We start from the raw sequence: 25,882 nt of genomic DNA on the forward strand, positions 1-25,882 counted from the left end.
GTCACCCGATGTGGTGCATCGCCGTCACCGGCTTGAGCCGCGCGGCGAGGAAGGAGGGAATGAGCGAGATGGCGGTGGTGCACGCGGTGATGAAGGCCATGGCACCCACGATGGACGAGGGGTGCACGGCCAGATTCAACGTGTCCGACATGATGAAGACCGCGACCACCTCCGGGACGTGCACGGCCATGGCATTGACGGCCAGGCACAGCACCAGCCCGGCGCTGGCGCCCGCCAGCGTGCCCAGCAGGCCCAGCAGGAGCGCCTCGAAGACGAACATCAGCAGCACGCGGGTGCGCTGCATGCCAATGGCGCGCAGGGTGCCAATCTCCCGGGTGCGCTCCCGGATGGCGATCCACAGCGTGTTCATGATGCCCACGCCGATGATGACCATCAGCACGAAGATGAGCACGCCGGTGAGGCTGTTGAGCGCGGTGAGCGTCCAGGTGATGAAGGAGATTTCGTCCTCCCAGTTCGTGATGTCCAGCCGCTGGCCCGTCCAGGCCTCGCGGTTGACGGTCTCGAACTTCATGAAGAACGCGCGCGGGTCGTGGTCCATCACCGTGTGGCCCGCGTCCGTCAGCGTCTGACGCAGCCGCGCCTGCACCACCGGCACGTGCCGGATGTCCTTCAGGTAGAGCAGCAGCGCGCCCGCGGTGTCGCTCTTGAACTGGTACAGCGAGCGCAGCGTGTCCGACGGCACGAAGATGCCGAAGTCGCTCAGCATGCCCATGTCGGCCGCGATGGCCACCACGCGCGCGTCCACCGTGTTGCTGGCGCCTCGCAGCGTCTGGGCGGCCAGCGTCACGGACTCGCCCACCTGGACGTTGAGCTTCTTCGCCTGCTTCTCGAAGAGCAGCACCGTGCCGGACTCGGCCAGGCCGTCCAGCGCGCCCGCGCGAATCTGCAGCACCTGCCGGAGGCCCGGCTCGGACTGGATGTCGATGCCGCCCACGCCCACCTGAATGGAGGACGTCTCACTGACGACCTTGAGCCAGCCCCGGCCGCGCTGGACGGCGAAGTCCAGCTCCGGCACGTCCTTGCGGATCTGCTCCAGGATGGCTGGATAGCCGGTGACGACCGGCGCCGCCTGGCCCGCCGTCACCTTGTAGAAGCCGGCCACGTTGACGTGGCCGGTGGACAACGTGGTGGCGGAGCGGAGCATCGACTCCTTCATGCCCGTGGACAGGCCCATGAGGATGACGAGCAGCGCGGTGACGCTGGCGATGGCGCCGCCCAGCAGCAGGGTGCGCCTGCGGTGGGTGCCGAGGTTGCGGAATGCGATGAGGAAGAGCTGGAGCATGTTCTCACTCGTCCGTCTGCATCGCCTGGAGGGGCGAGACCCGGGTCGCGAGGAACGCGGGATAGAGGGTGGAGATGGCGGAGACGCCCAGGACGATCACGAACGCCGCCACCAGGTTGCTGGCGCTCAGCGTGGGGAACAGCCGGGGGCCGGAGAAGAAGAAGTAGAGCGCTTCATTGCCCGCGGGGATGCCGGCGCTGTTGAGCAGGGCCATGATGCCGCTGCCCACCAGTGAGCCGGCCGAGCCGAACACGAGCCCCAGCACCAGCGTCTCCACCAGCACCATGCCCAGGATGAAGGAGCGCTGCGCGCCAATGGCCCGCATCGTCCCCACCTCGCGCACGCGCTGCATGGTGGCCATCATCATGGCGTTGTTGATGATGACCAGCGCCACCACGAAGATGATGAAGACGGCGAAGTAGAGCACCAGCTTCCCGAGCAACACGAACTGCCCGATGATGCCCGCCGCCTCCTGCCAGGACACCACGCGCAGCTTCAGGCCCGCATCCTTCGCCGCCTGCCGCAGCTCCACCATCGTCTGTTCCAGCAGCTCCGGGTCCTTGAGCATCACCGCCGCGCTCAGGGCCACGCCTTGCTCGATTTCCTGCTGGGTGTAGACGCGCTGGAGCAGGTTCTCACGCGTGAGCGCCCCCTGGTCTCCGGTGAAGGCGGCCTGGTCGTCCACGTCGCTGGACGTGGACTCGGCCACCAACTCGTTGTCGCTGCCCTCACCGAAGAGGGCCTCCTCGGCCTCGTCCCGGCTGAGGGCTTCCAGGCCGCTCTGCTTCTGGATTTCCGCCAGCTCCGCCTTCTTGTCCGCGGTGAGGTACCCGTACAGGTCCCGGAACGACATCAGGTCCATCAGGCTCAGCGCGCCGGCCATGGCGGACTTCTCCAGGCCCTTGAACTGGTAGGTGCCGTAGACCTTCACGTTGACGCTCTGCATGTAGCCGGTGCGCGTGAAGGCGGTGATGGTGAGCACGTCCCCCATGCGCAGCCGGTAGAGCTCCAGCAGCGGCGCCAGCTCCGAGTAGAACTGGGCGTAGCGGGTGTCGAAGTTGGCGTCGTCGGTGGTGAAGAACTGCGTCAGCAGCTTGTCCAGCGCGGGCTCCTGGCTGCCCAGCAGCTTCTGCAGCCGCTCCACCATCTTCCGCGTCTTGACGGGGTCCAGCTGGAAGATGATTTCCCGCGTCTGCGTCTGGTTCTCCTTCACCCAGCGCTGCAGGTCCGGGTCGGTGGCGATGGTCTTCTGGTTGAGGTCCCGCTCCTGCTTGATGTGGTCCAGCCGGAGCGCCGACTTCATCTTGAGGAACTCTTCGTAGAAGAACTTGGACAGCAGCATGCCTCGCTGCCCGGTGGGCACCGGCTGTCCGTCCACGATCTCCATGCGGTCGAAGGTGCGCTGGAACGCGTCCAGGTCCGTGCCGGCGTAGCGCAGCTCCAGCATGTCCCCGTCCGGAATCTGCGGGGCGATGCGGTTCTCCAACAGCTCCAGCGCGCTGTACGGGGCCTCCTCGAAGGCGTCCCAGAACGCGTCCGTGCGCGCCCGGGCGAGTGCTTCCACCTCCGCGGGGTCCTTCTGGGCGCCGCCCAGCTCCTGCTCACTCTTGGCCGTCTGGTCGGCCATCAGGTCGACCATCTGCCGCACGTGCCCCTTGACGCTGTCGATGCTCTCCCGCAGCTCGGGCGTCTCACCGGTCTCGTCGCGCTTCTTGTAGAGCGCGCGCAGGTTCGACAGCGTCAGGTCCACCGTGTTGCCGGAGGTGACGATGGCGCCGCTGGTGCCCAGGGGCACCACCGTCTTCACGTTGGGGTGCTTCTCCAGGAAGGGCCGGAGTTGGCTGAAGTCGTCCAGCGCGGCCAGGTCCGGCTCGCCGCTCATGCTGCCGTAGAGGGCCAGCGGGTCCTTTGAGTCATCCGAGTAGACCTGGATGTGGCCCGCGACGCTGCCGATGATGCTGCGGCTCATCGCGCTGTCCATGCTGTCCATCAGCGCGCCGCCCACCACCACGAGCAGGGTGCCGAAGAAGATGATGCCGCCGATGAGCAGGTTGATCTTGCTGGAGAACAGGTTGCGGAAGGCCACCTGCAGCAGCAAACGGAGTTGTCCCATGGTCAGTGGCCTCCAGAGGCCATGGCGCGGCTGGCCTCGGCGGCGCTGATGCGGTCCAGGAACTTGCCGTCCGCCAGCCGCACCACCGCGTTGGCGTGGCTCATCACCTTCGCGTCGTGGGTGGAGAAGATGAAGGTGGTGCCCTCCTTCTGGTTGAGCTCCTTCATCAGGTCGATGATGTTCTGGCCCGTCACCGAGTCCAGGTTGGCCGTGGGCTCGTCCGCGAGCACCAGTTGGGGCCGCGTAACAAGCGCGCGCGCCACGGCCACGCGCTGGCGCTGGCCTCCGGAGAGCTCGTTGGGCCGGTGCTTGGCATGGTTTGCCAGGCCCACCTGCTCCAGGAGTTGCATCACCCGCTCCCGGCGCTGGGCCTTGTCCAGCTTGCGCTGGAGCAGCAGGGGGAACTCCACGTTCTGGAAGACGCTGAGCACCTGCACCAGGTTGAAGCTCTGGAAGATGAAGCCAATGGTGTTGAGGCGCAGGTTCGTGAGCTGGCGCTCCGTGAGCTGCTTGGTGTCCTGCCCGGCCACCCGGACCACACCTCCGGTGGCGGTGTCCACGCACCCGATGAGGTTGAGCAGCGTCGTCTTGCCGCTGCCGGAGGGCCCGGCGATGGAGATGAACTCACCGGCATGGACCTCCAGGTCCACGCCCCGGAGCGCCGGGACCACCACCTTCCCCAGGGTGTAGTCCTTGGTCACGTTCGTGATGGAGACGATGGAGGACTGCGAAGCGGTGGGATTCATGCGGTACGTCCTTTCGAAGTCTTGACGGGGCGTGGCGGACGGGGGGCATTCGCTGCGCGCCACCGCTCGGCGATGCCTGTGAGCTCAGCCTTGTAGAAATCACAGAAAGCAGACGCTTCTCGCAAGCTGCGATTTCCAGCGAGACGCGGAACCGCGAGGGCCTCGGAGCAGAGGCGACCGAAGGCGCTCAGGGACTCCTCGGCAACGCGCAGCTTGCCTTCCCAGCCCTGTGAATGGATGACGTAGTAGTGCTGCCGGTCCCCCGGAACGCTGGCGGGTTCCACCAGGCCCATGTCCGTGCAGGCCCGCAGGTTGGTGGACACCGATGCCGCGCTCACGTTGAGCAGCGTGGCGATGCGCTTGTTCGACAGGGGTTTGCCCGCAAGCATCAACAGCGCGTAGATGCGCCCGCCGATGCGCGTGCCGCCCCGCCGCTCGAAGTACAGCCCCATCGATTCGATGAAGCGACGTTCGGCGGCTTCCAGTTCCACCATGCCTGTCTCCACGCCTCGCCGGCTGGGCGTCGCGGTGCGGAGCGCACGGCAGCCGGGGTGACGGGCAGGCTTTTAGGCGGCGGGGTTTCGTTCAGTCAATACTGAATGAACTGTATGGAGTGGAGGGTGGGGCGAGCCCTCCAGGCGCACATCCCATGGCGCAGGGCCCACAGCCGACTCGCGGCTGCGGGCCCCGAAATCCCCTTCATGGGGTGCAGGTCTGACATGCCCAAGGGTGTGTCATCAGTACGTGTCGGGCGAGGTATTGGAGCCCGTGTCCGGGTTCAGGGTGCTGTCGTCACCCGCGCCACCGGTGCCCTCGTGCTTGTCCACGCCGGAGCCGCCCATGTCGCTGTCCTGGTTGATGGACGAGTCCGGCGTCAGCGTCGGGTCACCCGCGCCGCCCGTTCCCGAGAGGGAGATGCTCTTGGCGACGTTCTTGGTCTCCTTCACCTCGTAGCTGGCGCGAATCTCCTGGCCGGGGCGCAGGTCCTTGGCCTTCTTCAGGGTCGGGTCGCTGAATCGGGTGCTGCGGTCGACCTCCAGGGGGACCACCGCGCCTTGCATGTCGACGAAGATCTTGTCGCTCTCCGCCTTCACCACGCGGCCGTTGAGCTCCTTCTGACCCATGTTGGCCTGCTGGCCCATGGTGCCGGAGCCGCCCTGGCCCGGCTCAGTGGGCGTGGTGGTCGTTTCGCGTTCGATGGTGGTGGTGTCCTGCTGGATTTCGGTCTGCCCCACCTGGCCCGAGCCACCCTGGGCCGCCGAGGAGTCCTTCGGCTTGTTCTCGTCGTTGTTGGCCAGTGCGGTACCCGTTCCGAGCATGGCGATGGTGGCGAAGACGCCAACGAGCTTCTTCATGGAGGTTCTCCTGTGGTTGTTGTGAGTGGGCGGGGGCGGCGACGTCCCCCCGTTGGAGAGAACCTAGGTGCGCTCGTGGAACCGGACAGGGCTTGCTCACCCCCCTGCTGGAATGGCCGTTCGCTCTCCGGCCGGTGGTTCGGGGGGCGCGCGCGCCCGGGGAAGAGGAGAGCGCCTTGTAGGAAGCGGGGCTTTTCCCTTACCGTCGGGGGCCCAGCGCCCACTGGCCAGCCCGGCCGGTGGCCCGACAGGAGACCGTCTCCGCAATGCCCCCGACCGCCAAGCCGTCCCAGACCGCGCAGGACCTTCCCGCGCCCTCGTTTCCCGCCATCGAGTCCCTGCTCGAGGCGGCCTCCGTGGAAGAGGTCCGTGGCTTCTTCGATGGGGTGAAGACGGGCCTCACCGAGCTCAAGGGCCCGAAGGTGGAGCAGGGCAAGAAGGCCCAGGCCGCCATTGGCCGCGCGGAGGAGCTGCTGGAGATGCTGGTGGAGACCCGCGAGCGGCTGATCGCCGAATCAAAGGGTGGCAAGGGCCGGAAATGACGGTGGTTTTTCCCCGGGAGACTCTTTTTTTCCGGGGTTAGGCAACCGGCGGGGCCCCCCGCCGATAATGCAAGAGAGAGCATCTTGAGCATCGATGATCTCTGACCTTTCCGCTGGAAGCAGCGCCTGGAGGAAGCAATGGCGAAGATCGACAACATGATGGGCCCGAACGTTCGTCTCTCGACCAACGTCACGACGGCGCGGCAGACGCCGGACACCGGTTTCGGCGCGCGGCTTCACAATGGTCTCAACAGCGCCGCCAGCGCTGTGGGCACGGGTGTGGGCGCGATGGCGGGCATGGTCCCCGGCGGGCAGATCGTCTCCGCCGCCGTCTCCTCGATGCACACGTTCTCCTCGACGGGTGGCTCGGGCATGGGCGCGCCGTACGCGGGCGTGATGAACACCGCGGTGGCGGGCAACCTGGGCGGCGCGGTGGCGCCGGCCGGCGGCGGTGTCGTCGCGGGCGGTCTGGGTGGCGCGGTGGCTGGCTCCGGCTCGCCGCTGGGTCTGGGTGCGCAGGGCACCGGCAGCACCACGGACACCGTCAACGGCAACTTCTCGCTGAACAAGATGGCCGAGGAGAACTCCAAGCTCCTGAACCTGCAGGCCGCCATTCAGCAGGAATCGCAGACTTTCACCGCGATCTCGAACGTGATGAAGTCGCGGAACGATACGATCAAGAACTCCATCAGCAACGTCCGCTAACTGCGGGCGTTGTCGCCCTAGGGAGCGTCAATGGCGGACACCTCGGAGATTTCGAACAGCCTCGTCCCGCTCGGACGCCAGCAGGCCAGAGTCCTGCTGGAGGCCGGTTACCTGTGGCTCGACATGGGCCACTTCGACAAGGCGAAGGAGATCTTCTCCGGGGCGGCCGCGTTGATGCCCCGGAGCGAGGTGCCCCAGCTGGCGCTGGGCGCCGTGGAGTTCTCGCAGGGCCGTCATGACAAGGCCCTGCAGGCCTACCGCGTCGCGCAGCGCCTGGCCCCGCAGTCCGGGCTCCCGCGGGCGCATGCGGGCGAAGCGCTGCTGTTCATGGGGAAGGTTCCCGAGGCGCTCAAGGAGCTGAAGGCCGCCATGGACCTGGATCCGGACGGGGACGGTGCCCGCCTGGCGCAGTCCCTCATCCAGGCCAAGGAGGCGGGAGTCCTGCCTCCGGCGAAGTCGTAGGACGGAGGTCACGGCGATGGCTGTCGGAGGTGTCGGACGAGGCGGTGGGAAGGGCCGCGCGGGTGGCGCGAAGGGTCCTGCCGGCGCGGCTCCGGCGGGTGGCGCCAGCTTTGGTGGCCGGGTGGACCGGACGGAGTCTCTTGTCGGGCCCTCGGGTCTGGTAGGCTCCAGCAATGTCCAGGGCCCCCAGGCCGCGGATCCAGTGGCCTCCCAGGCGGTGGCCATTGCCCGGAAGCTGAAGAACGGGGGCTTCAAGAGCAAGGAAGAGGCGACGCAGGCCCTGGTCGCCGAAGTCCTGAAGGAGAAGCTCCGCATGAAGTCTTCCTCCCTCACCACCAAGATTGCAGACGCGCTCCAGGATGATCCGCGGCTGAATCAGGTCCTCGAGCGGCTGTGGTCTAAGGCCGAGTGAGCGGCGCTTGGCTCTGGGCGACGACAGGCAGGTCATCCTCGAGAAGTACGGCCCCTACGTCAGGTCGCTGGCGGCGACCGTGCGCAAGCAGTTCAACGCCCAGCTGGAGCTGGATGAGCTGCTGGCCTACGGCCAGATAGGCCTTCTGGAGGCCGCCGAGCGGTTCGACCCGAAGGTCGGGGCCAACTTCCTCACCTTCGCGCACTACCGCATCAAGGGCGCCATCTTCGACGGGCTTCGGAAGATGGGCGTGCTGCGTGGTTCCGATGCCCGCAACGCCTATGTGGGAGAGCGGGCGGCGGCGTATCTGGGAAATCTTTCGGATCGTGAGGCCGGAGCAGGCAACCGCGGCAGCTCATTCGACGATGATGTGAATGACATCTCGGATGCGGTGACGGGGCTGGCGATGGTTTTCGCCACCAGCATCGAAGGCGCGGACACGGCGGGTTACACCGACGAGTCGCTCCCCGTCGACATCCGGATGGAGCAGGAGCAGCTGAAGACGCGGGTGCGGGCGGCGATCGAAAAGCTTCCGGAGAAGGAGCGCAAGCTCCTGATGGGGTACTACTTCCAGGGCAGGACGCTGGAGGAAGCGGGAGCGGAGATAGGGCAGTCGAAGAGCTGGGCTTCGCGGCTGCATGCGCGGGCAATCGACCGGCTCAAGGAACTCTTGAACGAGGAGGAGGAGCTTCCTCCTTCTCCGATGGATGCAAGGAGGGTCTCACATGGCGGGTCCGATGGCCGGAGTCTCCGCGGCGCAGGTCGCGCAGCAGAAGCTGCAGGATCAGGGCGCTCAGCAGACGAACAAGCAGGGCGCGTCGAAGTTCGACGGAGTTCTCGCTGACAAGGCGCAGGGCGCCGGTCAGGTGGACGCCGCCCAGCAGGTGAACAAGGCCCAGGCGGCGCAGGCCACCCAGCGCACGGATGCCGTGCGTCAGGTGGAGTCCGTCAACAAGACGGAGAAGGCCGCCCTCAACAAGGTGCACGGCGCCCAGGAGTCGGTGACGACCAAGGCGGCGGAGCCGGTGACGGCCAAGGCCGAGGCGTCCAAGTCGTCCAAGGCGGGCGACATGATGACGCAGATTGTCGGCGACCTGGAGAAGGGCCAGGTCAACCTGGAGCACATCATCAAGCAGGCCTCCAGCGGCAAGGCGTTCTCCAACGCGGAGCTGCTGTCGCTCCAGGCCTCCATGTACCAGTACACGCAGCAACTGGACCTGACGAGCAAGGTCGTGGAGAAGGCGACGACCGGCCTGAAGGACGTCGTCAAGACCCAGGTGTAGGCCCAACCCCGGTTTCCCGGCGGCGCGGCCTCAAGAAGGGCGGTCCCTCCCTCTACGAGCGGGAGGGGGCGCCCTTCCGCGTTTTCCGGGGGCCTAGTAAGCTCCGACCCGCCCATGATTCGCCGACCGCACGCGTTTGCCGCCTCGCTTCTCGCCCTTCTCTTCCTGACGGGCTGCCACATTGAACTCCAGCACGCGCTGAGCGAAGCGGACGCCAACGAAATCTACGTCCTGCTCAGCAAGAACGGCATCAACGCCAAGAAGGAAAAGGAAGAAGGCGGCAACGAGGTGCGGTTCATGATCACCGTGCCCAAGGCGGATGCCGCGCAGGCGGCGGAGCTGCTCAAGCTCAATTCGCTGCCGCGGCCAGTGGAGAAGGGCCTGGCCCACTTCGCCAAGGGCAGCATGGTGCCCACCGCGACGGAGGAGCGCGCCATGCTCCTCAAGGCGATGGGCGGCGAGGTCTCCAATGCGCTGAATCAGATCGACGGCGTGTTGGAAGCGCGCGCCATCGTGATGATTCCGGAGAACAACGACCTCACGCAGCCAGAGAACAAGCCGATGCCGTCCGCGTCGGTGTTCATCAAGTACCGCCCGGGCGAGGGTGGCAAGCCGCCCATCGACACCGCCGTGGTGCAGCAGTTCGCGGCCACCGCGGTGCCGGAGCTGAAGGCCAGCGCGGTGACGGTGCTGATGACGCAGGCCCTGCCGCCGTCGGCGGAGACGGACGCGGAGAGCCGCCTGCAGGACGTGCTGGGGCTGCGCATGACGGCGGCCAGCGCCAGCCAGTTCAAGGTGATGTTCGCGGGCGCCTTCGTGCTGGTGCTGGCGATGCTGGGCCTGACGATGTGGACCTTCATGCGCGGCGGCTCCAGCAGCGCCCCTGCCACGCGCGCTGGCGCGCGTACCCGCGGTCGTCCTCCCGAGGCTTGACGTCACCGCCCCTCACGGTGGGGCTTCCCTCCTTCTCCCAGCGGGCGTCCGTGGGGCCCGCGAGGTGACGTTTGGACTCGTTCTTCACCTCGCTCAACAAGCGCCAGAGCATGCTGCTCCTGACGGCCGTGACGTTCTGCGGCCAGGAGAGCCTCGGCGCCTTGGAGCACCTTCCCGAAGAGGAGGGGCGCTTCTGCGTCATCGCGCGCAGGAGCTGCTTCAGGTTCCGCGCGAGAAGCGCATTCCCGCGCTGGTGCAGGAAATCAAGCGGCTGGTGAAGGACCGCCGTGGTCAGCTGTGGAGCGCCGAACCGGAGCGGCTGGCCGCGCTGCTGCAACGTGAGCGGGGCGCGTTGGTGGAAGTGGTGCTGCGCGCGCTGCCGGGCACGCTGGCGGAGGCGGTGCGCGCGCATCTGCCGCCCTCGCGCGTGAAGCTGACCCGCGAAGTCCGCCCGCAGGTCCTGGACATCGTCCGGTGGAAGCTGGAGGAACTGCTCGCGCGCGAGGTCGCTGGGCAGCAGGCCGCGGGCTTCAAGTTCGCGGACGTGCTTCAGCTTCAGCAGCGGGAGCTGCTCACCATGTGCGACCGGTTGGGCGCGCGGGTGCTGGGGCCGGCGCTGGCGGGCCTTCCGGACGCGGAGCGCGAGGCCATGCTGGAGCAGCTTCCGCCGGACTTGAAGCTGCTGGCCACCAAGGCCGTGGCGGCCAACGCTCCGCGCAAGCTGCCGGAGGAGGATGCCCGGGCGCAGTTGGAGCCGCACGAGGGCCTGACGCGGCCCTCGGTGGCGCTGCGCAGCGCGGGGGCTCAGCGGCTGGCGCGCGCATGCGTGGCGCAGTCTCCGGAGTTCGCCGCGCGCATGCTGGAGAAGTACCGCGGTGAGTTCGGAAGCCTGCTGGCGAAGTGGGTGCGCGAGGAGCGCGTGCGCCCCACCGCGCGAGGCGATGGCGGCCGGACCGACATCGTGATGGACCTGGAGCGGCTGGCCACGCGTGGCCTCATCGAGCGGCCGGTTCGCTTGGCGACACCGCCGCCTCCGCGCCAGTCCGCCGTTCTTCCTCCGCCTCCGGGAGCCCGGAAGGCGGCTGCCGCGGCGGCGCCACCCGCGGCCAAGGCGGCGGCGCCCGGTGGGGCAGCGCCTGCTGGGGCGGTACCTGCCAAGGCGGCACCTGCCAAGGCGGCACCTGCTGGCCGGGATGTGCCGACACGACCGCCGGTGCGGGGGCAGGCCCCGGGGGCGGCTCGCCAGGGCGCGGGAGCACCGGCCCGGCGGGACTTCATGGCGGAGCGGGCGGCGCGAAACGCGGGGGTGTTGTCCTCGCGTGAGCCGTCCCGCGTGGCCACGTCCGCGAAGCGACAGGATGGCTCCGCGGTGCAGCGGATGCCGGCCCGGCGTGAGCCCGCGAACGCGGGCGGCGCGGGCGCTCACCGTGAGGGTGAGGGGCCCGATACGCGCCCGCCTCGCGCGGATCCAGAGGGCGCGCGCATCGGTCCGCCGCCTTCTCGGCTGGGGCAGCGCGGCGCACGGCCTCGCCCCCAGGACCCCGACACGCTGTCAGAGCGGGACCGCGCGCGGGTTGCCGAGGGTTCCCGGGTGCATTCGCGTCCGCCCGACGAGCGTTCCCGGGTGGCCGAGGGCTCGCGGGTTCAGGCTGGAGGCCAGGGCGAGCGCTCACGCGTGGCCGAGGGCTCGCGGGTCCACGCCCGACCTGCGGATGAGCGTTCCCGTGTGGCGGAGGGTTCGCGCGTCCATGCCAACGTTCCAGACGAGCGCTCACGCGTGGCCGAAGGCTCCCGCGTCCAATCCGGAGCCCCAGATGAGCGTTCCCGCGTGGCCGAAGGCTCTCGCGTCCAATCCGGAGCCCCAGATGAGCGTTCCCGTGTGGCCGAAGGCTCCCGCGTCCAGGCGCGCCCAGCGGATGAGCGCTCCCGCGTCGCGTCCCGGGGGCAGCAGCGTCCGGCGGAGGAGCCTCCCCGGGCGGCCCGGATGAAGTTCGGGGCCGCGGAGCCGGAGCAGGAGGTCTCGGAGGTCTCCCGGGTGTTCCGCTCGCGCGCATCCGGTGCCCAGGGAGGCGGCCGGGCCAAGCCCCCGAGGCGGAGCAGGAGCCGGAGCGTCCCCCCAGGGTGCTGGTGGGGCGGGCCATCACCTCGCCGGCCCTGGCGCCCATGCCCAAGCCCCGGGGGAGGGCACGTCCGTCCAGCGGCGTCCCCGCTCTCCGTCGGGGACCGACCGTCCTGTGCCTCCGGGTGCAGGGGGACGTGGAACCAAGGGCGGAACGCGCTAGCATCCGGCTCGCAAGGAGCGGCCCATGGCGATCGGCAAGGTGATTCGAGGTGATGGGACGGCGGAGCCGGCGCACGCGCCCGAGCGTCCCGTGCTGCGGCCTCCCCGCGCGGGGGTGATGAACGCCGAGGTCTTCGAGGCCCGTCAGGGCGCGTCGGCCATCCTGGAGGAGGCGCAGCGCGAGAAGGAGCGCATCCTCGCGGAGGCGCAGCGCGAGCGCGAGGAGCTCCTCGCCAAGACGCGTGAGCAGGGCCGTCAGGAAGGCCTGGCGCAGGCCACCGAAATCATCCTTCGCGCGAAGATGCAGGCGGGGGAGGTGCTGACCGGCCACGAGCAGGACGTCATCGCGCTGTCGCTCAAGGTGGCGGAGAAGATCATCGGCCGGAGCCTGGAGAAGGACCCGGAGCTGATGGTGGAGCTGTGCGCCGCGGCCATCGAGAACCTGCGCAGCGCCCGCTCCATGATTCTGCGGGTCCACCCGAAGACGGCCGCCGTGCTCCGCGCGAAGAAGCCGGTCCTGATGGAGCTCATCGGCCGCGCGGTGGATCTGGCCATCAAGGAGGACCCCGAGGTGGCCCCCGTGGGCTGCATCGTCCAGACGGAGTTCGGCACGGTGGACGCACAGCTCCCCACGCAGCTGGAGATGCTCCAGAACGTCCTGTTGCCGGACACCGCGCGCAAGGAAGGGCCGGCTTGAGCCGGAGCGTCAAGGGACTCGCCCATGGCCATTGACCTCTCGCGGTACTTCGACCTCATCAAGGAAGCGCAGGTCGTGCGCGTGCGCGGCCGCGTCACGGAGCTGACGGGCCTCATCATCAAGGCCAGCGTGCCCAACGTCCGCGTGGGCGAGCTGGTGCTCATCAAGAGCCGCAACCGCGGCGCGGTGAAGGCGGAGGTGGTGGGTTTCCAGGGGGATGAGGTGATGCTCATGCCCCTGGGCGAGCTGCACGGCATCGGTCCGGACAGCGAGGTCATCCCCACCGGCAAGCCGCTGAGCATCAAGTGCGGAGAGGCGCTGCTGGGCCGCGTGCTCAATGGAATCGGCGAGCCCATGGACGGCCACCCGTTGCCGGAGGAGGGCCTCATCGACTGGTCCGTGGACCGCGACTGCCCGGACCCCTTCACCCGCCAGCGCATCGAGCGGCCACTGCCCCTGGGCGTGCGCTGCATCGACGGGCTGCTCACGGTGGGGGAGGGCCAGCGCGTGGGCCTCTTCGCCGGCTCCGGCGTCGGCAAGTCCACGCTCATGGGGCAGATTGCCCGGAACACCAAAGCGGACCTCTGTGTGGTGGCGCTCATCGGCGAGCGTGGCCGCGAAGTCCGTGAGTTCATCGAAGACGCCATGGGCGAGGAGGGCATGAAGCGCTCCGTGCTGGTGTGCGCCACCTCTGACCAGCCCAGCCTCGTGCGTCTGCGCGCGGCCTATGTTGCCACCGCCATCGCCGAGTACTTCCGCGAGCGCGGCGGCAACGTGCTCTTCATGCTGGATACGGTGACGCGTCTGGCGCGTGCCCAGCGTGAGATTGGCCTCGCCGTGGGTGAGCCCCCGGCCCGTCAGGGGTACCCGCCGAGCGTGTTCTCCATGCTGCCTCGCATCCTGGAGCGCACGGGCAACTCGGAGAAGGGCAAGTGCACCGCCATCTACACCTGCCTCGTGGCCGGCGGTGACATGGAAGAGCCCATCGCCGACGAGGTCCGCGGTATTCTCGACGGCCACTTCATCCTCAACCGTGCCCTGGGTGAGCGCAACCAGTGGCCGGCCATGGACGTGCTCGCCAGCCTCAGCCGTGTGATGAGCGGCATCGTCTCCAAGGACCACAAGAAGGCGGCGGGACGGCTGCGAGAGCTGCTCTCCACGTATGAGAAGCAGCGCGACCTCATCCTCCTGGGGGCCTACCAGTACGGGACGGATCCCCGCACGGATCAGGCCATCGACAAGTACGACGCCATCATCGACTTCCTCAAGCAGGACACCCACTCCAACTCCGGGTTCGAGGAGACGGTGGAGCAGCTGATCGCCCTGTTCGACGAGTAAGGCGCTGGCCAGGGGTGCGCGGCGGGGATTCCGGGTTAGGATGGGGCCAACATGCCCCCGTACCGGTTGCAGGCCCTGCAGGACATGCGCGCCCGGGCCAAGGAAGAGGCGGAGCAGGCCTTTTCCTCCGCCATCAAGGCGCTGGAGAAGGAGAAGGCGGAGCTCCAGCGTCTCATCGACGATCTGGAGCAGCGCAAGCGCGAGCGCAAGGCGAAGGTGGCCGCCTACCTGAAGGAGGTCATGTTCAAGGGTGCCGGCATCAACGGCATGAACATGATGAACCGCTTCGAGGAGCGCCTGAAGGACGAAGAGGCGCAGGTGGCGCTGGAGGTGGAGCGCCAGCGGGAGGCCGTCAAGGTGGCCGAACGGCTGGTGGAGCAGCGCCGGCGGGAGATGGCCGAGGCGGCGAAGGAGCTGAAGGCCATCGAGAAGCACCGAGAGAACTGGCAGAAGCAGGTGAAGTACGAGCGACAGCAGCGTGAGGAACTGAACCAGGAGGAGATTGGCAACGCCTTGTTCCTGGCGCGCCAGCGCAAGTAACCTGCGCCCTCCCCATCCCCCTGGAATGACGTCATGAGCCGAGTTGACGACGATCGCGAAGCAGCGCGCATGGCCGAGCGCCTCCTCCAGGAGAAGAAGCTCGCCGAGGGCCAGGCCAAAAAGCGCCAGGAGGGGGCTTCCGCCTTCCAGCGGCTGATGCAGCAGGCCCAGCAGCCGCCTCCGTCGCCGGGCCCGGCGCCCGCGCAGCCCCAGCAGCAACAGGGTGGTCTGGCGCGCGCCGTGCTCGCGCGGGCCACCCAGCAGGGCAAGACGTTTGGTGAGCGGGTGCAGCAGGAGCAGCAGCCCGCCATGAAGGAACTGGCCCAGCCGCAGGCCCAGGCGCAGGGCCAGGCCGCGGAGGCTCGTGGCGGCTCGCGCGCGTCGGACGCCCGGGACGCCCGGCGCACCGACGAGAAGCGAACCTCCGAGAGCCGCGAGAAGGACCTGGGCAAGGCGGAGTCCTCCCTGGGGCAGGTCAGCTCCGAGCGGGGCGCCGCCATCCGGGCGGATGCCGACGCGGGCGGCGGCAAGGGCAGTGGCGGTGGCAAGGACAAGAAGGAAGGCGGGTCGGAGTCCATCGCCCCCGGCTTCCGCTTCAACCCCGCGCTGATGGCGCCGGTGCCCGTGGCCAAGCCCAAGGACACCGCGGGCTCGGAGCGCCTGCGGGCCCTGGCCACCGAGATTGCGCAGAAGATTGTCGACCGCGTCCGCGTGGGCACCAACGCCGCGGGCAACGCGGAGTTCCAGATCGACCTGCGGGGCGACGTGCTCAGCGGTCTGTCCATCAAGGTCAGCGCCCGGAACGGGAAGATTTCGGCCACCTTCAGCGGCAGCAACCGCGAGGTGCTCAAGCAGCTCGAAGGGGCCAGCGAGGGACTGCGGTCCGCGCTCAGTGGCCGTGGGCTCCGGCTTGAAGACGTCCGCTTCGAGGCGAAGGCATGAGTCTCGAATCCGAGGACGAAGGCTCGGGCGTCCACGAGCGCACGATGCTGGTGGACCTGAGCCAGCTCCGGCCTTCGCGCCAGGAGCCTCCGCAGGAGTCCCCGGCATCCCAGGAGCCACCCGCCAGCCAGGAGCGGCGCTGGCGGCCCTTCGCTTTCCGGAACCTGGAGAAGGTCTCCCGGGCCCAGGGGCTGCTCGCGGAGCGCTTGCGGTGGCTGACGCCCGCGGACGGCACGACGGTGGCCGTGGCGGCTCGGCTCACGGAGCTGTTCGACGCGGAGGTGCGCCTGTCGGTGGAGTCCGTCCAGGTGCGGCCCATGGCGGAGCTGCGGCGCTTCCTGGGCGACCCCACCTTCCTGGCGGTGCTCGCGCCCGGGGCGCTCCAGGGCCGGGCGGTGCTGGAGGTGGAGCTCGCGCTGGCGCACGTGGCGGTGGACCTGCTGCTGGGCGGCGCCGGTGAAACGGTGGGCCTGCGGCCGCTGACGGACATCGAGGAGGGCGTGATGGCCTACGTCGTCCTCGAGGGGCTCAAGCTGCTGGTGCCGGGGCTGCAGACGGCGGTGCCGCGCCCCCGGCTGGACGGCGTGGCGCGGGGGTAGACGAGGTCTCCGCGCGGCTGGGGGATGATGGCCCCATGCTGGCGGTCCACCTGCAAGCGACGCTGGGACCGCACAGCGGAATGGTGCGGCTGGTGGTGCCCGCGGCGGTGCTGGACGCGGCAGAGCCGGCGGTGGAGAGCACGCAGCGGCGGGCCCGGGGGAAGGCGGACCTGGAGTCCTTCGCGAGCCGCCTGTCAGCGGTGCGCAGCTGGCTTCGCGCGGAGATTGGCTCGGCGGAGATTTCCGGCCAGGACCGGCGAGCCTGCGGGTGAAGGACGTGCTGCTGGTGGACGCGTTGTCGGCGCGCACGGACAAGGGCGAGGCAGGCACCGCGCGGCTGCGGGTGGGGAAGGGGACGGCGGGGTGGGCCGAGGCGGAGGTGTTCGTCGGCGAGGACGGGCGTTACCAGGCGCGCATCACCGATTTCGTTCAAGGAGAGCCGGGCCACCCGGGCTCCGCGGACGAGGCGAGCGCGGAGCCTGGGGATGAAGAAGAGGACTTCACGAACCCGGAGCTGGACGTGCCTCCGGAACTGGAAGGGGCGGCCTTGGACGATGTGAGCAAGCCGGACGGAAGCGACCTGCTCGGAGACGTGCCCCTGCAGATTGCGGTGGAGCTGGCGCGCGTGCCCGTCACCGCGCAGCAGGTGGTGGGGCTGCGCACCGGTCAGGTCCTCGAGCTGAACCGGGGGCCGGGAGAGCCGGTGGAGCTGTCAGTCAACGGCAAGGTGGTGGCCCGGGGGGAGCTGGTGGAGTTGGAAGGCCAGCTCGGCGTGCGCATCATCACCCTGGCGAGCTGAGTCCCAGTCGGGGCAGGGCAGGCGAGCAGGAGCGGCCGGCCGGGCGTGGGCCCGTGGCGGTCCTCCGGCCGATGCACTAGCCTCGCGCCCAGCCATGGCAGTCCTCCGTCCTCCCCTCATGCGCCTGTTGCTTGGTGCCGCGCTGGTGTTCGCGCCGCCCGCCGCCCTGGCCCAGGCTCCGTCCACGTCCGCACCCGCCGTGAAGCCGGTGGTGCCCGCCGCGGAGCCTGCCCAGCCTCCGGCACCTGCGGTTGCTTTGCCCGCGACGCCAGCACCGGCCGCTGAGAAGGCGGACCCCACGGCCGACGTCGAGTTGCTGGAAGCGGACCGGGCCCTGGACGCGGAGCTGTCTGCTCGCGAGTCCGCGAAGGCGGCCCGGAGCGGCGCGGGTGGGGACACCCTGTCGGAGTCCGAGGAAACGGACAGCCTGGGCTGGACGCTGGTGCGCACGCTGCTCGTGCTGGGCGTGGTGGTTGCGTCCATCTACCTCACGCTGAACGTGGGACTGCGCAAGCTGATGGGGCTCCAGGGGACGGCCGCGGGCCGTCAGCCCCTGGTCTCCGTGGTGGAGCGGCTGCCCCTGGACCAGCGCCGCAGCCTCTTCGTGGTGAAGGCCGCGGACGAATACCTGCTGTTGGGCGGCGGCGAGGGCGGCTTGCAACTGTTGTCGAAGCTGGATGTGGAGGCGGTGGAGCGCATCCGCGCGCAGCGCCCGCAGACGAATGCAGTTCCACTGAGCCCATTCCTCCAGAAGCTCCTCTCCCGCCGCAGTGGTGGCCCGCCTTCCCAGCCCCCCGGCTCCTGACGACCGTGCCCGTGAACCTCCCTTCCTCCGCCCGTTCCCGTCTCCCGCGCGTCCCGCCCTGGCTGTTCGCGGCCGTGGTCGCCGTTCATCCGTTCGCCGCGCTCGCTCAGAAGCGCGGGGGCGCGGCCATCCCCGACTCGGTGGTCAACGAGGCCGTCAACAGCGACTCGTTCGCCTCGCGCCCGCTCATCCTCATCCTGGCGCTCGCGGCCATGGGCCTGGTGCCCTTCGCGCTGATGATGGCGACCAGCTTCGTGAAGATTTCGGTGGTGCTCTCCATCGTCCGCTCGGCGCTGGGCACGCAGCAGATTCCGCCCACCCAGGTCATCACCGGCCTGGCCATCATCCTCACCGTCTACATCATGGCTCCGGTGGGCCAGCAGATGTACCGCGCGGCCGGCCTGGACATCTGGGCCAAGGGCCCCGGCGTGTTCTCCTCGGAGACGGTGGGCTCGATGCTGGGCGCCGCCAACAAGTCCAAGGAGCCGCTGCGCGAGTGGCTCATCAAGAAGGTCACCACCAAGGACCGGGCGCTCTTCTTCAACCTCGCCAAGAAGATGCGCAAGGGCGAGGACCGCGACGCCGTGGAGAGCAATGACTTCATGGTCATCATCCCGGCCTTCGTGGTGTCCGAACTCAAGGAGGCCTTCCAGATAGGCTTCCTCTTGTTCGTGCCGTTCATCGTCATCGACATGGTGGTGGCCAACATCCTGCTGGCGCTCGGCATGCACATGTTGTCGCCGACCACCATCTCCATGCCGTTCAAGCTGCTGCTGTTCGTGCTCGTGGACGGCTGGTATCTCATCGCCAAGGGCCTGGTCGTCGGCTACCTGTAGGGAGAGGGCTCCATGAATCAGCTCACGTTCATCACCCAGGAGGCCCTGTTCCTGGTGCTCGTCGCGTCGGCGCCGCCGGTGCTGATGAGCCTGTTGGTGGGGTTCATCATCTCCCTGTTCCAGGCCACCACGCAGATCCAGGAGCAGACGCTCACCTTCGCGCCGAAGGTCGTCGCTGTGTTCGGCGTCCTCGCGTTGGCCGGCCCCTGGATTGGAAGCCAGCTGGTGCGCTTCACGTTCCACGTCTTCGACAGGTTCCCCGCGCTCATCAAATGAACGTCGCGGACCTCGTCGCAGAGCTGGGCACCCGGGCCAACGTCTCGGCCGTCATCTTCACGGTGGCGCTGGTGATGTGCCGGGTGATGCCCGTGCTCATCTTCAGCCCCTTCCTGGGCGGCGAGGTGGTCCCCACCGAGCTGAAGATGGGCATCGGGCTGACGCTCTCCATCGTCCTCTATCCCCTCATCGCGGGCTCGGTGACGTCCATCCCCCTGAGCGCTTTGCCGTACATCGCGCTGATGGCGAAGGAGGTGTTCGTCGGCTTCACCATCGCCTTCGTCGTCAACACGCTGTTCGAAGCCGCGCGCGTGGCCGGCAACCTGGTGGACACCATGTCCGGCAGCAACAACGCGCAGCTGTACGTGCCCCAGCTCGGGCAGCAGGTGACGCTGTTCTCCAGCTTCAAGGTGCAGCTGGCGGTGGTGCTGTTCCTCACGCTGAACGGGCACCACCTGGTCATCGAAGCGCTGGCGGACAGCCTGGTGGCGGTGCCGCTGGACGGCTTCCCGCGTTTCCACGACGGGCCGTGGCCCTTCTTCGACCTGATTCTTCGCGTATTCGCGGACCTGCTCCGGGTGAGCCTGGCGCTGGCCGCTCCGGCGATGCTGGCGACCTTCCTCACCGACGTGGCGCTGGGCGCCATCAACCGCGTGGCGCCGCAAATCCAGGTGTTCTTCATCTCCATGTCCGTCAAGCCCCTGGTGAGCGTGCTGCTCGTCTTCCTGGTGCTCGGCGCCCTGATGGACCGCATGCAGGGGGAAATGGTCGTCATGCTGCGGACCCTCAACCAAGCCCTGCGGCTCTTGTCCTGAGCCTCTTCATCCGGGACGCGCCATGTCGGACGAGAGCGGCGAAAAAACAGAAGAGCCATCCCAGAAGAAGCTGGATGACTCACGCAAGAAGGGGCAGGTCTGGAAGAGCAAGGACCTCAGCGGCGTGGGCGTGCTCCTGGTGGGGCTGGCCGCCGTCAAAGGCAGCTGGGACATGCTGGAGACGGAGCTGACGTCGCTCTTCCTGTTCTCCTTCGACCACCTGACGAATCCCGTAGACCTGTCGGTGGCCACCGGGCAGCTGCTCTACCTGGGCGTGCGCGCGGTGGTGCTGGTATCGCTGCCGGTGCTGGCGGGCGGAGCCATCGTCGGCGGGCTGATGGAGTACCTCCAGGTGGGGACGCTCTTCACCATGGATCCGCTGATTCCGAAGATGGAGAAGCTCAATCCCATCCAAGGAATGAAGAACCTGTTCAACAAGAAGGCGATTGTTGAACTGCTGAAGAACCTCATCAAAATCTCCGTCACCGCCTACGTCGTCTACGGCGTGGTGCGCGACTCCATGCCCATGGTGGCCGAAACGTTGCGGCAGGACACGCGCGGCATCATGGCCATCATGGGAGAGCTGGTGACGCGCGTGGCCACGCGGGTGGCGCTCCTCTTCGTCCTCTTCGGCGTCTTCGACGTCTGGTGGCAGCGCAAGTCCTTCATGAAGGACATGATGATGACGAAGGAGGAGGTGAAGAAGGAGTACAAGCAGAGCGAGGGCGACCCGCACCACAAGGCCAAGCGCAAGGAGATGCACCAGGAGATCATGGAGGGTGCGCAGATGGAGGCCGTGCGCGAGGCCGACGTCATCGTCACCAACCCGGACCACGTGGCGGTGGCCCTCAAGTACGACCGGGAGAAGGATGGCGCGCCGCGCGTGCTGGCCCGGGGCATCGACTTCAAGGCCGAGCGCATCAAGGCCATTGCCCGCGAGCAGGACGTGCCCACGCTGCGCAACGTGCCCCTGGCCCACGCCCTGCTGCGGGTGGAGGTGGGGCACGAAGTCCCGGAGGAGCTGTACGACGCGGTCGCCGAGGTCCTCAACTTCGTCTACGGCTTGAAGTCCGGCCAGCCAGCCCCCGAGGGCCGCGCGTGAGGAGGCCGGGTGTGGCTATCATGCAGGGACAGCGGGGCCTCCCATGAGTGACGACGCCGAAATCGCCATCGCGTTGAAGTACGACAAGGAGAAGGACGGCGCGCCGCGCGTGGTGGCCAAGGGCATGCGGCTCAAGGCGGAGAAGATTCGCGAGATTGCCCGCGAGCACAACATCCCCCTCATGCGGAACGTGAACCTGGCCAATGCGCTCTACCGCGTGGAGGTGGGCCAGGAGGTCCCTGAGGAGCTGTATGACGCCGTGGCCGAGGTCCTGAACTTCGTCTACGAACTGCAACGTGAGCAGGCGGCCGCGGCTGCCAGGCGCTAGGGGGGCTGGACGTCCCCCACCCATCTGGAGTGAGGTTCGGTATCACGATGGCCAGAATCAACAATCCGCCTCCGAATACGTCCCTGTGGCCCTGGGGCGGTCCCCGCAGCGTCCGCGAGCGGCTCGTCGACCCGGCGCAGGTCGACCGGAAGAAGCTCCGCAAGACGGGCAACCCGAAGAACCCGGCGCTCGCGTCCGCGGCGCTGCTGGACTTCATCGGTCCGGCGCACTCCTCGGAGGAGCTCCGCCTGCCGCTGCCGCCGCACCCCGGCGGGCATGAGGCGGACCTGGAGCGGTTCAGCGACCGGCCCCACCTGTCCAGCGTGGCGGGCCGTGGCCATGAGGACCAGCGCCGGATGCTGGAGCGGGGTCTGGGGAAGGTGAAGGCGGCGCCCGACCGGCTGGAGCGGCTCAAGGCGCTGCTGCACCGCGAGTCCGCCATGCTCTCCCTGGTGGATCAGGTGAACGAGGAGACGAAGGAGATCATCCGCCGCATGTGGGACGCGCAGAAGGACGAGGGCTACTAGCGTCATGGCGGCCCTGGACCCGGATGATCCAAAGGACGAGGCGAAGCTGGACACGCTCCTGCAGCGCTGGGCGGATGGCAAGGCCACGCTGCGGGACGTGCGTGGCTACTCGGACGAAGAGCTCTACGCCATCGCCAAGACGGCCTACTACTTCTTCTATCAAGGCCGGGTGAGCGAGGCGCGCACGCTCTTCCAGGGCCTGTATGCCGTCAACCCGACGGACGCCTACTTCGCCAAGGCCCTGGGCGTGGTGGAGATGGCGGCTGGGAACGGGCAGGGGGCGCTGGCGGCCTTCGACGTGGCCGCCAAGCTGACGCCGCATGATCCGTCCGTCTACGTGGGGCGCGCGGAAGTGAAGCTGGCCATGGGCCAGAAGCCCCAGGCGCTGGAGGATCTACGCCGGGCGGCGGCGATGCAGCCGGGGGATGACCCCGTGGTGCGCAAGGCGGCGGCCATGATCTCCGCCTTGAGCCGCCGCTGACGGCCGCATTTCACATCCGGAATCGATTGTTCTTCCGGGGAGTCTGGTAGGCTGCCCGACGCTCAATTCTTCGTCGTCAGGGAGGTCGTTGACATGTCGAACCCGAATCCTGATCCGCGCGTTCCCGCCCAGATGCCTCCGGAGGCCCCGCCCGAACTGGTCGCCAAGCGCGAGCGTCTCGTCACCGAGTTGGAGAACCAGGCGAAGTCCGCGACGGGTACGTTGCAGCAGGTGATGCGGAAGATGTCGGCGCTGCTGGGCAACACCAAGCCCGGTGCTTCGCTGAGCTTCCAGCTCTACCAGGACGTGAAGGACGCCTTTACCCGGCACCTGAACGAGGCGACGAAGACGCCGGCCCTGGCCACCATGCCGCCCGTGCTGGTGGAGTCCGTGGAGTGGATGCAGGCGTACCTGAACGCCCGCGGCTTCTCCACCGACGAGGCCGCTGCCGCCGCGCCCGCCGCCACGGCGGCTCCGGCCGCCGCGCCCAAGGCCCCCGCCGGGCCGGGGGGCGAAGGACGCCTTTGAGACGAGCAGCAAGAAGCACGCATCGTTGACGGGGGACGTGCCGCCTCCGCCGGCCGCGCCGCCGGACGTCAAGGCCGAGCAGAAGGACCTGGAGTCCTTCAAGGCCTGGATGAAGAACCCCAGCCTGGGCAAGCTCAAGGGCTAGTCGCACAGCGTCGGCGCCTGGGCCCGAAGGACGCAACTTGGGGCCTGGCGCCGACGATAACTCCCTCGAGACGTTCTTTTCTTCCGAGGAGATTTCCCCGTGACCACCAAGATTGCGAACAACGCGCCCGCGACGACGCGCAAGTCGACGACGACGACCCCCGAGGCCCAGAAGCAGGCGTGGGAGGGCGTGCTGAACTCCGCCGTGGACCGGATGAACGAGCCGGAGATCAAGGGCAGCCTCCAGTACCTGGGCGAAGGCCGGATCAACACGGTGAAGGAGAAGGTCCAGGGCGAGATGGAGGCCTTCCTCAAGAGCAACCCGAACGCCTCCGCCGACGACGTCAAGTCGCACGCCGAGTCGACGACGAAGAAGCACGAGACGAACGCGATGTTCCAGAAGATGCGGGACGACAACTTCTTCGGGAAGCTGATGAGCCGTCGCAAGGAGCTCCTCAAGGACATGTGGGGCGAGTAGCCCGACCGCGAGCGGCCCTGCCGCGCGCCTGTCCTTGAAGCCGCCGCCCGGGTCTCTGACCGGGGCGGCGGTTTTGCTTTGCGGGGTGCTGGGGAAGGGGCGTGGGCGGCGCGGCGAGGCGCTCGAGCCCGCAAAAGCAAGGAGCCGGCATCCCGAGAGGGAAGCCGGCTCCGAGAGTCGCGCTACAGCGGCAGGATTAGATCTTGCCGATGACGGACATCGCGATCTCGTTGAGCTTCTTCATCAGGTTGGCCACGAAGGCGGTGGCCTCCTGCTGCTTCTGGAGCATGAGCTGCGCCTCGGCGCGCTCACGGTCCGGACCCGTCAGACCGGAGAGGGACTTCTGCTCGAGGGCGGAGAGACCCTGGCTGGCTCCGAGGGCCTTCGTGGCGGCGGCGGCGGCGGTGGTGGCGGTGGTCATTTGCGTTCTCCAGGAAGTTTGGGAAGCGGGTGGTTTGCGGCGGCGCTGCTTACAAAAGGATTATGGGAGAAAGGGGGCCGGAAGTTTCCTCGGGATTTTCTGATTCTTTTTCCTGCCCTGGCAAGAGGTGCCCCCGCCCCGTGTGATCGGCTCGTACCTTCTTTTTAAGAAAAGCGACGCACCGAGGCGAAACTCCCAGCGCTGAACACCGAAAATCACGGTGAAGCAGCATCGAACATTTCCCCCTCCTTAGGGAGCACCGAATATGTCGAACGGCATCGGCGGAGTTGGCGGTAACCGGCAACTCGCCACGACGCAGGGCGCGGGCAACGTCAACACCTCGACGATCGCGCGCAACGCGCAGCTCATCGAGTCGACGCTGAATCTGGTGGAGAAGGCCGTTGACCTGGCGGGCAAGGCGGTGAACGTCGCCGGCAAGGCCGTGGATCAGATGTCCCAGGCCGCGGCCTCCACGAAGCAGGCGGGTGCGACGGGCACCAACGCCGCCTTCCCCGCCGAGCGTCCCAACCCCCTGGACGCGGTGCGCGAGGCCCACTCCCTGAAGGTGGAAGAGGGCACCGGGAAGATCACCACCCCGGGCGGCTACACCATCGAGCAGCTGGGCCAGTTCGAGTGGCGCGTGACGGGGCCGGACGGCAAGAACACCCGCGTCTGGGGTGATCCGCACGTCGACGAGAGCGACGGCGGCAAGTTCGACTTCAAGCGCGACACGTCCTTCGTCCTGGGCGACGGCACCCGCATCAACTGCTCCTGCAAGCCCTGGGGCAACGGCATGACGGTGACGGGCCAGCTGGACGTCGTCTACGGCGACAGCCACGTGCGCGTGACGGACATCGACAAGGGCAAGGGCAAGGTCGGCCAGGTCACCAACAAGGGCATGGACGAGGTCGTCCGCTTCCACTCGAACCAGTCCGCGGACGTCTTCCACATGGGGCAGAACGCGGCCGACTGGACGTTCCATGGCAAGGAGATTGTCGGCCACGAGAACGGCGGCGACGTGCACAAGGTGGGCGAGGCCGTCATCACCGAGCGGCGCACCATGGCCTTCAACTACTCGGCGGCGGCGGACTCCCCCGCAGCGGGTGAGGTGGCCCAGAACTGGGACATGAACACCAACCTGCCCCAGGTGAAGCCGCTGCCCTGGGACATGAGCAGTGCCAAGCCCGAGCTGAACAAGTTGAACGAGACGTTCGACTCCATCAGCAAGGTGTTCGACCAGCTCAAGAACACCAACGCGAACGGCTTCAACCCGTTCCGCAAGGCGGACGACCTCTTCGGCGCCTACGACAAGAACCAGCACAAGTCCGGGCTGACCCAGTCCTTCAAGGCGCTGGGTGACATGTTCGGGACGCTGGAGAAGCTGTCCAAGCTGGATGATATGGTCCGCTTCCGCGGTCCCCAGTCGTTCTAGCCGCTGGACGTACTTCATCGGGCCAGGTGGGGGACTGCCTGGCCCTGCTCGAGGCTGTCGTGAGTGACTCCGCCCCCAGGGGTGAAAAAGAGAAGGTCGTCGTCCCGGAAGCACTCGCCGAGGCGGTGATCCGCGGCGAAATCACCCTGGGGCAGTTCCTCAACCTCTCCAACACACAGCTCTACGCCTGGGCGGACAAGGCCTATCAGCTCCTCCAGGCGGGCAGCTCGCAGCAGGCCCTGCAGATCTTCCAGGGCCTCGTGGCCGCCTCGCCCACCGACGCCGTCTTCCACGCGCAGCTCGGGGCGACCCTCATGACGCTGGAGCGCTTCGACGAGGCGTTCGACGCCTTCCGGCTGGCACTCCAGTTCAACGACGGCCACGTGGACGCGCTGGTCGGCCGGGGGGAAATCCAGCTGCGCCGGGGCAATGTCCCCGAGGCGCTCGCGGACCTCAGCAAGGCCATCCAACTGGACCCGGGCCTCAAGCGCCGTGCCACGCAGCGCGCCCACGCGACGCTGCGCACCCTCAAGCAGCAGGCCGACCAGGCGAAGAAGTCCCGGTAGGCCCCAGGGGGCATGCCCCTCTTCATCGCAACACGCACCAGGCCCGGGCCGCGCGAGTCGTCGCGCAGTCCGGGCTTCGTCGTTTCGGGTGAG

30 protein-coding genes and 1 pseudogene are annotated in these 25,882 nt (G+C 68.1%); 25 read left to right on the plus strand and 6 right to left on the minus strand.

All coding sequences use genetic code 11. The annotated features are described in order from the left end of the window. Position 1 precedes the first annotated feature (1 nt). From QEG98_RS12670 to QEG98_RS12690, 5 genes are all read right to left on the minus strand, one after another. On the minus strand, positions 2 to 1,303 hold the full coding sequence (locus QEG98_RS12670; protein WP_090489494.1) for an ABC transporter permease: 1,302 nt from the start codon (positions 1,301 to 1,303) through the stop codon (positions 2 to 4). Between the two features lie 4 nt (positions 1,304 to 1,307). Beyond that, positions 1,308 to 3,416, minus strand: coding sequence for an ABC transporter permease (locus QEG98_RS12675; RefSeq protein WP_316566925.1), 2,109 nt, complete (start codon positions 3,414 to 3,416; stop codon positions 1,308 to 1,310). A 2-nt stretch (positions 3,417 to 3,418) separates the two neighbouring features. After that, entirely contained in the window at positions 3,419 to 4,162 is a 744-nt protein-coding gene (locus QEG98_RS12680) for an ABC transporter ATP-binding protein (RefSeq protein ID WP_090489490.1), read from the minus strand. Then, positions 4,159 to 4,656, minus strand: a complete 498-nt coding sequence (locus QEG98_RS12685; RefSeq protein WP_316566926.1) for a GbsR/MarR family transcriptional regulator — start codon at positions 4,654 to 4,656, stop codon at positions 4,159 to 4,161. Before QEG98_RS12685 ends, QEG98_RS12680 begins: the two co-directional genes overlap by 4 nt. Before the next feature lie 243 nt (positions 4,657 to 4,899). Further along, positions 4,900 to 5,517, minus strand: coding sequence for an RNA-binding protein (locus QEG98_RS12690; RefSeq protein ID WP_316566927.1), 618 nt, complete (start codon positions 5,515 to 5,517; stop codon positions 4,900 to 4,902). A 266-nt stretch (positions 5,518 to 5,783) separates the two neighbouring features. Here QEG98_RS12690 and QEG98_RS12695 point away from each other — a divergent pair, with 266 nt between their 5' ends. From QEG98_RS12695 to QEG98_RS12805, 23 genes and pseudogenes are all read left to right on the plus strand, one after another. Then, positions 5,784 to 6,059 (plus strand): hypothetical protein, encoded by a 276-nt coding sequence (locus tag QEG98_RS12695; RefSeq protein ID WP_026113931.1) that lies wholly within the window; start codon positions 5,784 to 5,786, stop codon positions 6,057 to 6,059. A 138-nt stretch (positions 6,060 to 6,197) separates the two neighbouring features. Beyond that, on the plus strand, positions 6,198 to 6,764 hold the full coding sequence (locus QEG98_RS12700) for a hypothetical protein (RefSeq protein WP_090489483.1): 567 nt from the start codon (positions 6,198 to 6,200) through the stop codon (positions 6,762 to 6,764). 30 nt (positions 6,765 to 6,794) lie between these two features. Beyond that, positions 6,795 to 7,226: a tetratricopeptide repeat protein gene (locus QEG98_RS12705; RefSeq protein ID WP_090489481.1), complete on the plus strand. Its 432-nt coding sequence runs from the start codon at positions 6,795 to 6,797 to the stop codon at positions 7,224 to 7,226. 16 nt (positions 7,227 to 7,242) lie between these two features. After that, entirely contained in the window at positions 7,243 to 7,638 is a 396-nt protein-coding gene (locus QEG98_RS12710; protein ID WP_011552511.1) for a hypothetical protein, read from the plus strand. Positions 7,639 to 7,645: 7 nt separating this feature from the next. Further along, positions 7,646 to 8,482: a sigma-70 family RNA polymerase sigma factor gene (locus QEG98_RS12715; RefSeq protein ID WP_011552512.1), complete on the plus strand. Its 837-nt coding sequence runs from the start codon at positions 7,646 to 7,648 to the stop codon at positions 8,480 to 8,482. Positions 8,483 to 8,504: 22 nt separating this feature from the next. Then, positions 8,505 to 8,921 (plus strand): ATP-dependent helicase HrpB, encoded by a 417-nt coding sequence (locus tag QEG98_RS12720; RefSeq protein WP_090489932.1) that lies wholly within the window; start codon positions 8,505 to 8,507, stop codon positions 8,919 to 8,921. A gap of 114 nt (positions 8,922 to 9,035) precedes the next feature. Further along, a complete protein-coding gene (locus QEG98_RS12725) occupies positions 9,036 to 9,854 on the plus strand; it encodes a type III secretion system protein (protein ID WP_011552514.1) in 819 nt (272 codons plus the stop codon). A gap of 253 nt (positions 9,855 to 10,107) precedes the next feature. After that, on the plus strand, positions 10,108 to 12,189 hold the full coding sequence (locus QEG98_RS12730; RefSeq protein ID WP_316566928.1) for a hypothetical protein: 2,082 nt from the start codon (positions 10,108 to 10,110) through the stop codon (positions 12,187 to 12,189). Beyond that, positions 12,161 to 12,832 carry a FliH/SctL family protein gene (locus QEG98_RS12735; protein ID WP_090489477.1) on the plus strand — a complete coding sequence of 224 codons (672 nt, stop codon included), beginning with the start codon at positions 12,161 to 12,163 and terminating at the stop codon, positions 12,830 to 12,832. Before QEG98_RS12730 ends, QEG98_RS12735 begins: the two co-directional genes overlap by 29 nt. A 24-nt stretch (positions 12,833 to 12,856) precedes the next feature. Next, positions 12,857 to 14,170 carry a type III secretion system ATPase SctN gene (gene sctN / locus QEG98_RS12740; RefSeq protein WP_011552517.1) on the plus strand — a complete coding sequence of 438 codons (1,314 nt, stop codon included), beginning with the start codon at positions 12,857 to 12,859 and terminating at the stop codon, positions 14,168 to 14,170. A 51-nt stretch (positions 14,171 to 14,221) separates the two neighbouring features. After that, on the plus strand, positions 14,222 to 14,710 hold the full coding sequence (locus QEG98_RS12745) for a flagellar assembly protein FliH (protein WP_011552518.1): 489 nt from the start codon (positions 14,222 to 14,224) through the stop codon (positions 14,708 to 14,710). Between the two features lie 33 nt (positions 14,711 to 14,743). Next, positions 14,744 to 15,652 (plus strand): flagellar hook-length control protein FliK, encoded by a 909-nt coding sequence (locus tag QEG98_RS12750; RefSeq protein WP_140789803.1) that lies wholly within the window; start codon positions 14,744 to 14,746, stop codon positions 15,650 to 15,652. Further along, positions 15,649 to 17,050: pseudogene (gene sctQ, locus QEG98_RS12755) on the plus strand (type III secretion system cytoplasmic ring protein SctQ). The gene QEG98_RS12750 and the pseudogene sctQ overlap by 4 nt, the downstream one beginning before the upstream one ends. Before the next feature lie 118 nt (positions 17,051 to 17,168). Continuing rightward, on the plus strand, positions 17,169 to 17,855 hold the full coding sequence (locus QEG98_RS12760; protein WP_316566929.1) for a flagellar biosynthetic protein FliO: 687 nt from the start codon (positions 17,169 to 17,171) through the stop codon (positions 17,853 to 17,855). Positions 17,856 to 17,866: 11 nt separating this feature from the next. Beyond that, a complete protein-coding gene (gene sctR, locus QEG98_RS12765) occupies positions 17,867 to 18,691 on the plus strand; it encodes a type III secretion system export apparatus subunit SctR (RefSeq protein ID WP_020477619.1) in 825 nt (274 codons plus the stop codon). A gap of 12 nt (positions 18,692 to 18,703) precedes the next feature. Beyond that, complete coding sequence (gene fliQ / locus QEG98_RS12770) at positions 18,704 to 18,967, plus strand: flagellar biosynthesis protein FliQ (RefSeq protein WP_002637061.1); 264 nt, start codon at positions 18,704 to 18,706, stop codon at positions 18,965 to 18,967. Further along, the gene (locus tag QEG98_RS12775) at positions 18,964 to 19,782 is read left to right on the plus strand and encodes a flagellar biosynthetic protein FliR (protein ID WP_090489469.1); all 819 of its coding nucleotides are present in this window, start codon (positions 18,964 to 18,966) and stop codon (positions 19,780 to 19,782) included. The genes fliQ and QEG98_RS12775 overlap by 4 nt, the downstream gene beginning before the upstream one ends. 22 nt (positions 19,783 to 19,804) lie before the next feature. Then, entirely contained in the window at positions 19,805 to 20,884 is a 1,080-nt protein-coding gene (gene sctU, locus QEG98_RS12780) for a type III secretion system export apparatus subunit SctU (RefSeq protein WP_171442856.1), read from the plus strand. A 43-nt stretch (positions 20,885 to 20,927) separates the two neighbouring features. Next, complete coding sequence (locus QEG98_RS12785) at positions 20,928 to 21,212, plus strand: EscU/YscU/HrcU family type III secretion system export apparatus switch protein (protein WP_011552525.1); 285 nt, start codon at positions 20,928 to 20,930, stop codon at positions 21,210 to 21,212. Positions 21,213 to 21,259: 47 nt separating this feature from the next. Continuing rightward, a complete protein-coding gene (locus tag QEG98_RS12790; protein ID WP_026113929.1) occupies positions 21,260 to 21,739 on the plus strand; it encodes a hypothetical protein in 480 nt (159 codons plus the stop codon). Between the two features lie 4 nt (positions 21,740 to 21,743). After that, positions 21,744 to 22,220: a SycD/LcrH family type III secretion system chaperone gene (locus QEG98_RS12795; protein ID WP_011552527.1), complete on the plus strand. Its 477-nt coding sequence runs from the start codon at positions 21,744 to 21,746 to the stop codon at positions 22,218 to 22,220. A 93-nt stretch (positions 22,221 to 22,313) separates the two neighbouring features. Then, on the plus strand, positions 22,314 to 22,748 hold the full coding sequence (locus tag QEG98_RS12800; RefSeq protein WP_316566930.1) for a hypothetical protein: 435 nt from the start codon (positions 22,314 to 22,316) through the stop codon (positions 22,746 to 22,748). 244 nt (positions 22,749 to 22,992) lie between these two features. After that, positions 22,993 to 23,370: a hypothetical protein gene (locus QEG98_RS12805; protein WP_090489463.1), complete on the plus strand. Its 378-nt coding sequence runs from the start codon at positions 22,993 to 22,995 to the stop codon at positions 23,368 to 23,370. 196 nt (positions 23,371 to 23,566) lie between these two features. Here the strand turns inward: QEG98_RS12805 and QEG98_RS12810 are convergent, their stop codons facing one another. Then, complete coding sequence (locus tag QEG98_RS12810) at positions 23,567 to 23,791, minus strand: hypothetical protein (protein WP_002640925.1); 225 nt, start codon at positions 23,789 to 23,791, stop codon at positions 23,567 to 23,569. 265 nt (positions 23,792 to 24,056) lie between these two features. On the opposite strand from QEG98_RS12810, the gene QEG98_RS12815 reads away from it, so the two are divergent. Then, on the plus strand, positions 24,057 to 25,223 hold the full coding sequence (locus tag QEG98_RS12815; protein ID WP_316566931.1) for a DUF1521 domain-containing protein: 1,167 nt from the start codon (positions 24,057 to 24,059) through the stop codon (positions 25,221 to 25,223). 59 nt (positions 25,224 to 25,282) lie between these two features. Beyond that, the gene (locus tag QEG98_RS12820) at positions 25,283 to 25,789 is read left to right on the plus strand and encodes a tetratricopeptide repeat protein (protein ID WP_244171641.1); all 507 of its coding nucleotides are present in this window, start codon (positions 25,283 to 25,285) and stop codon (positions 25,787 to 25,789) included. Positions 25,790 to 25,882 lie beyond the last annotated feature (93 nt).

This window comes from Myxococcus sp. MxC21-1, from assembly GCF_032612255.1.
Taxonomy (GTDB): domain Bacteria; phylum Myxococcota; class Myxococcia; order Myxococcales; family Myxococcaceae; genus Myxococcus; species Myxococcus virescens.

Excerpts from the sequence above, each read along its gene's own strand:
- QEG98_RS12680 (WP_090489490.1), bottom strand. The coding sequence starts at position 4,162 with ATGAATCCCACCGCTTCGCAGTCCTCCATCGTCTCCATCACGAACGTG.
- QEG98_RS12695 (WP_026113931.1), top strand. The coding sequence starts at position 5,784 with ATGCCCCCGACCGCCAAGCCGTCCCAGACCGCGCAGGACCTTCCCGCG.
- QEG98_RS12685 (WP_316566926.1), bottom strand. The coding sequence starts at position 4,656 with ATGGTGGAACTGGAAGCCGCCGAACGTCGCTTCATCGAATCGATGGGG.
- QEG98_RS12810 (WP_002640925.1), bottom strand. The coding sequence starts at position 23,791 with ATGACCACCGCCACCACCGCCGCCGCCGCCGCCACGAAGGCCCTCGGA.
- QEG98_RS12735 (WP_090489477.1), top strand. The coding sequence starts at position 12,161 with ATGGCGATCGGCAAGGTGATTCGAGGTGATGGGACGGCGGAGCCGGCG.
- QEG98_RS12795 (WP_011552527.1), top strand. The coding sequence starts at position 21,744 with ATGGCGGCCCTGGACCCGGATGATCCAAAGGACGAGGCGAAGCTGGAC.
- sctU (WP_171442856.1), top strand. The coding sequence starts at position 19,805 with ATGTCGGACGAGAGCGGCGAAAAAACAGAAGAGCCATCCCAGAAGAAG.
- QEG98_RS12670 (WP_090489494.1), bottom strand. The coding sequence starts at position 1,303 with ATGCTCCAGCTCTTCCTCATCGCATTCCGCAACCTCGGCACCCACCGC.
- QEG98_RS12750 (WP_140789803.1), top strand. The coding sequence starts at position 14,744 with ATGAGCCGAGTTGACGACGATCGCGAAGCAGCGCGCATGGCCGAGCGC.
- QEG98_RS12690 (WP_316566927.1), bottom strand. The coding sequence starts at position 5,517 with ATGAAGAAGCTCGTTGGCGTCTTCGCCACCATCGCCATGCTCGGAACG.
- fliQ (WP_002637061.1), top strand. The coding sequence starts at position 18,704 with ATGAATCAGCTCACGTTCATCACCCAGGAGGCCCTGTTCCTGGTGCTC.
- QEG98_RS12745 (WP_011552518.1), top strand. The coding sequence starts at position 14,222 with ATGCCCCCGTACCGGTTGCAGGCCCTGCAGGACATGCGCGCCCGGGCC.
- QEG98_RS12800 (WP_316566930.1), top strand. The coding sequence starts at position 22,314 with ATGTCGAACCCGAATCCTGATCCGCGCGTTCCCGCCCAGATGCCTCCG.
- QEG98_RS12815 (WP_316566931.1), top strand. The coding sequence starts at position 24,057 with ATGTCGAACGGCATCGGCGGAGTTGGCGGTAACCGGCAACTCGCCACG.
- QEG98_RS12675 (WP_316566925.1), bottom strand. The coding sequence starts at position 3,416 with ATGGGACAACTCCGTTTGCTGCTGCAGGTGGCCTTCCGCAACCTGTTC.
- sctN (WP_011552517.1), top strand. The coding sequence starts at position 12,857 with ATGGCCATTGACCTCTCGCGGTACTTCGACCTCATCAAGGAAGCGCAG.
- QEG98_RS12725 (WP_011552514.1), top strand. The coding sequence starts at position 9,036 with ATGATTCGCCGACCGCACGCGTTTGCCGCCTCGCTTCTCGCCCTTCTC.
- QEG98_RS12775 (WP_090489469.1), top strand. The coding sequence starts at position 18,964 with ATGAACGTCGCGGACCTCGTCGCAGAGCTGGGCACCCGGGCCAACGTC.
- QEG98_RS12710 (WP_011552511.1), top strand. The coding sequence starts at position 7,243 with ATGGCTGTCGGAGGTGTCGGACGAGGCGGTGGGAAGGGCCGCGCGGGT.
- QEG98_RS12705 (WP_090489481.1), top strand. The coding sequence starts at position 6,795 with ATGGCGGACACCTCGGAGATTTCGAACAGCCTCGTCCCGCTCGGACGC.
- QEG98_RS12760 (WP_316566929.1), top strand. The coding sequence starts at position 17,169 with ATGCGCCTGTTGCTTGGTGCCGCGCTGGTGTTCGCGCCGCCCGCCGCC.
- QEG98_RS12790 (WP_026113929.1), top strand. The coding sequence starts at position 21,260 with ATGGCCAGAATCAACAATCCGCCTCCGAATACGTCCCTGTGGCCCTGG.
- QEG98_RS12700 (WP_090489483.1), top strand. The coding sequence starts at position 6,198 with ATGGCGAAGATCGACAACATGATGGGCCCGAACGTTCGTCTCTCGACC.
- QEG98_RS12785 (WP_011552525.1), top strand. The coding sequence starts at position 20,928 with ATGAGTGACGACGCCGAAATCGCCATCGCGTTGAAGTACGACAAGGAG.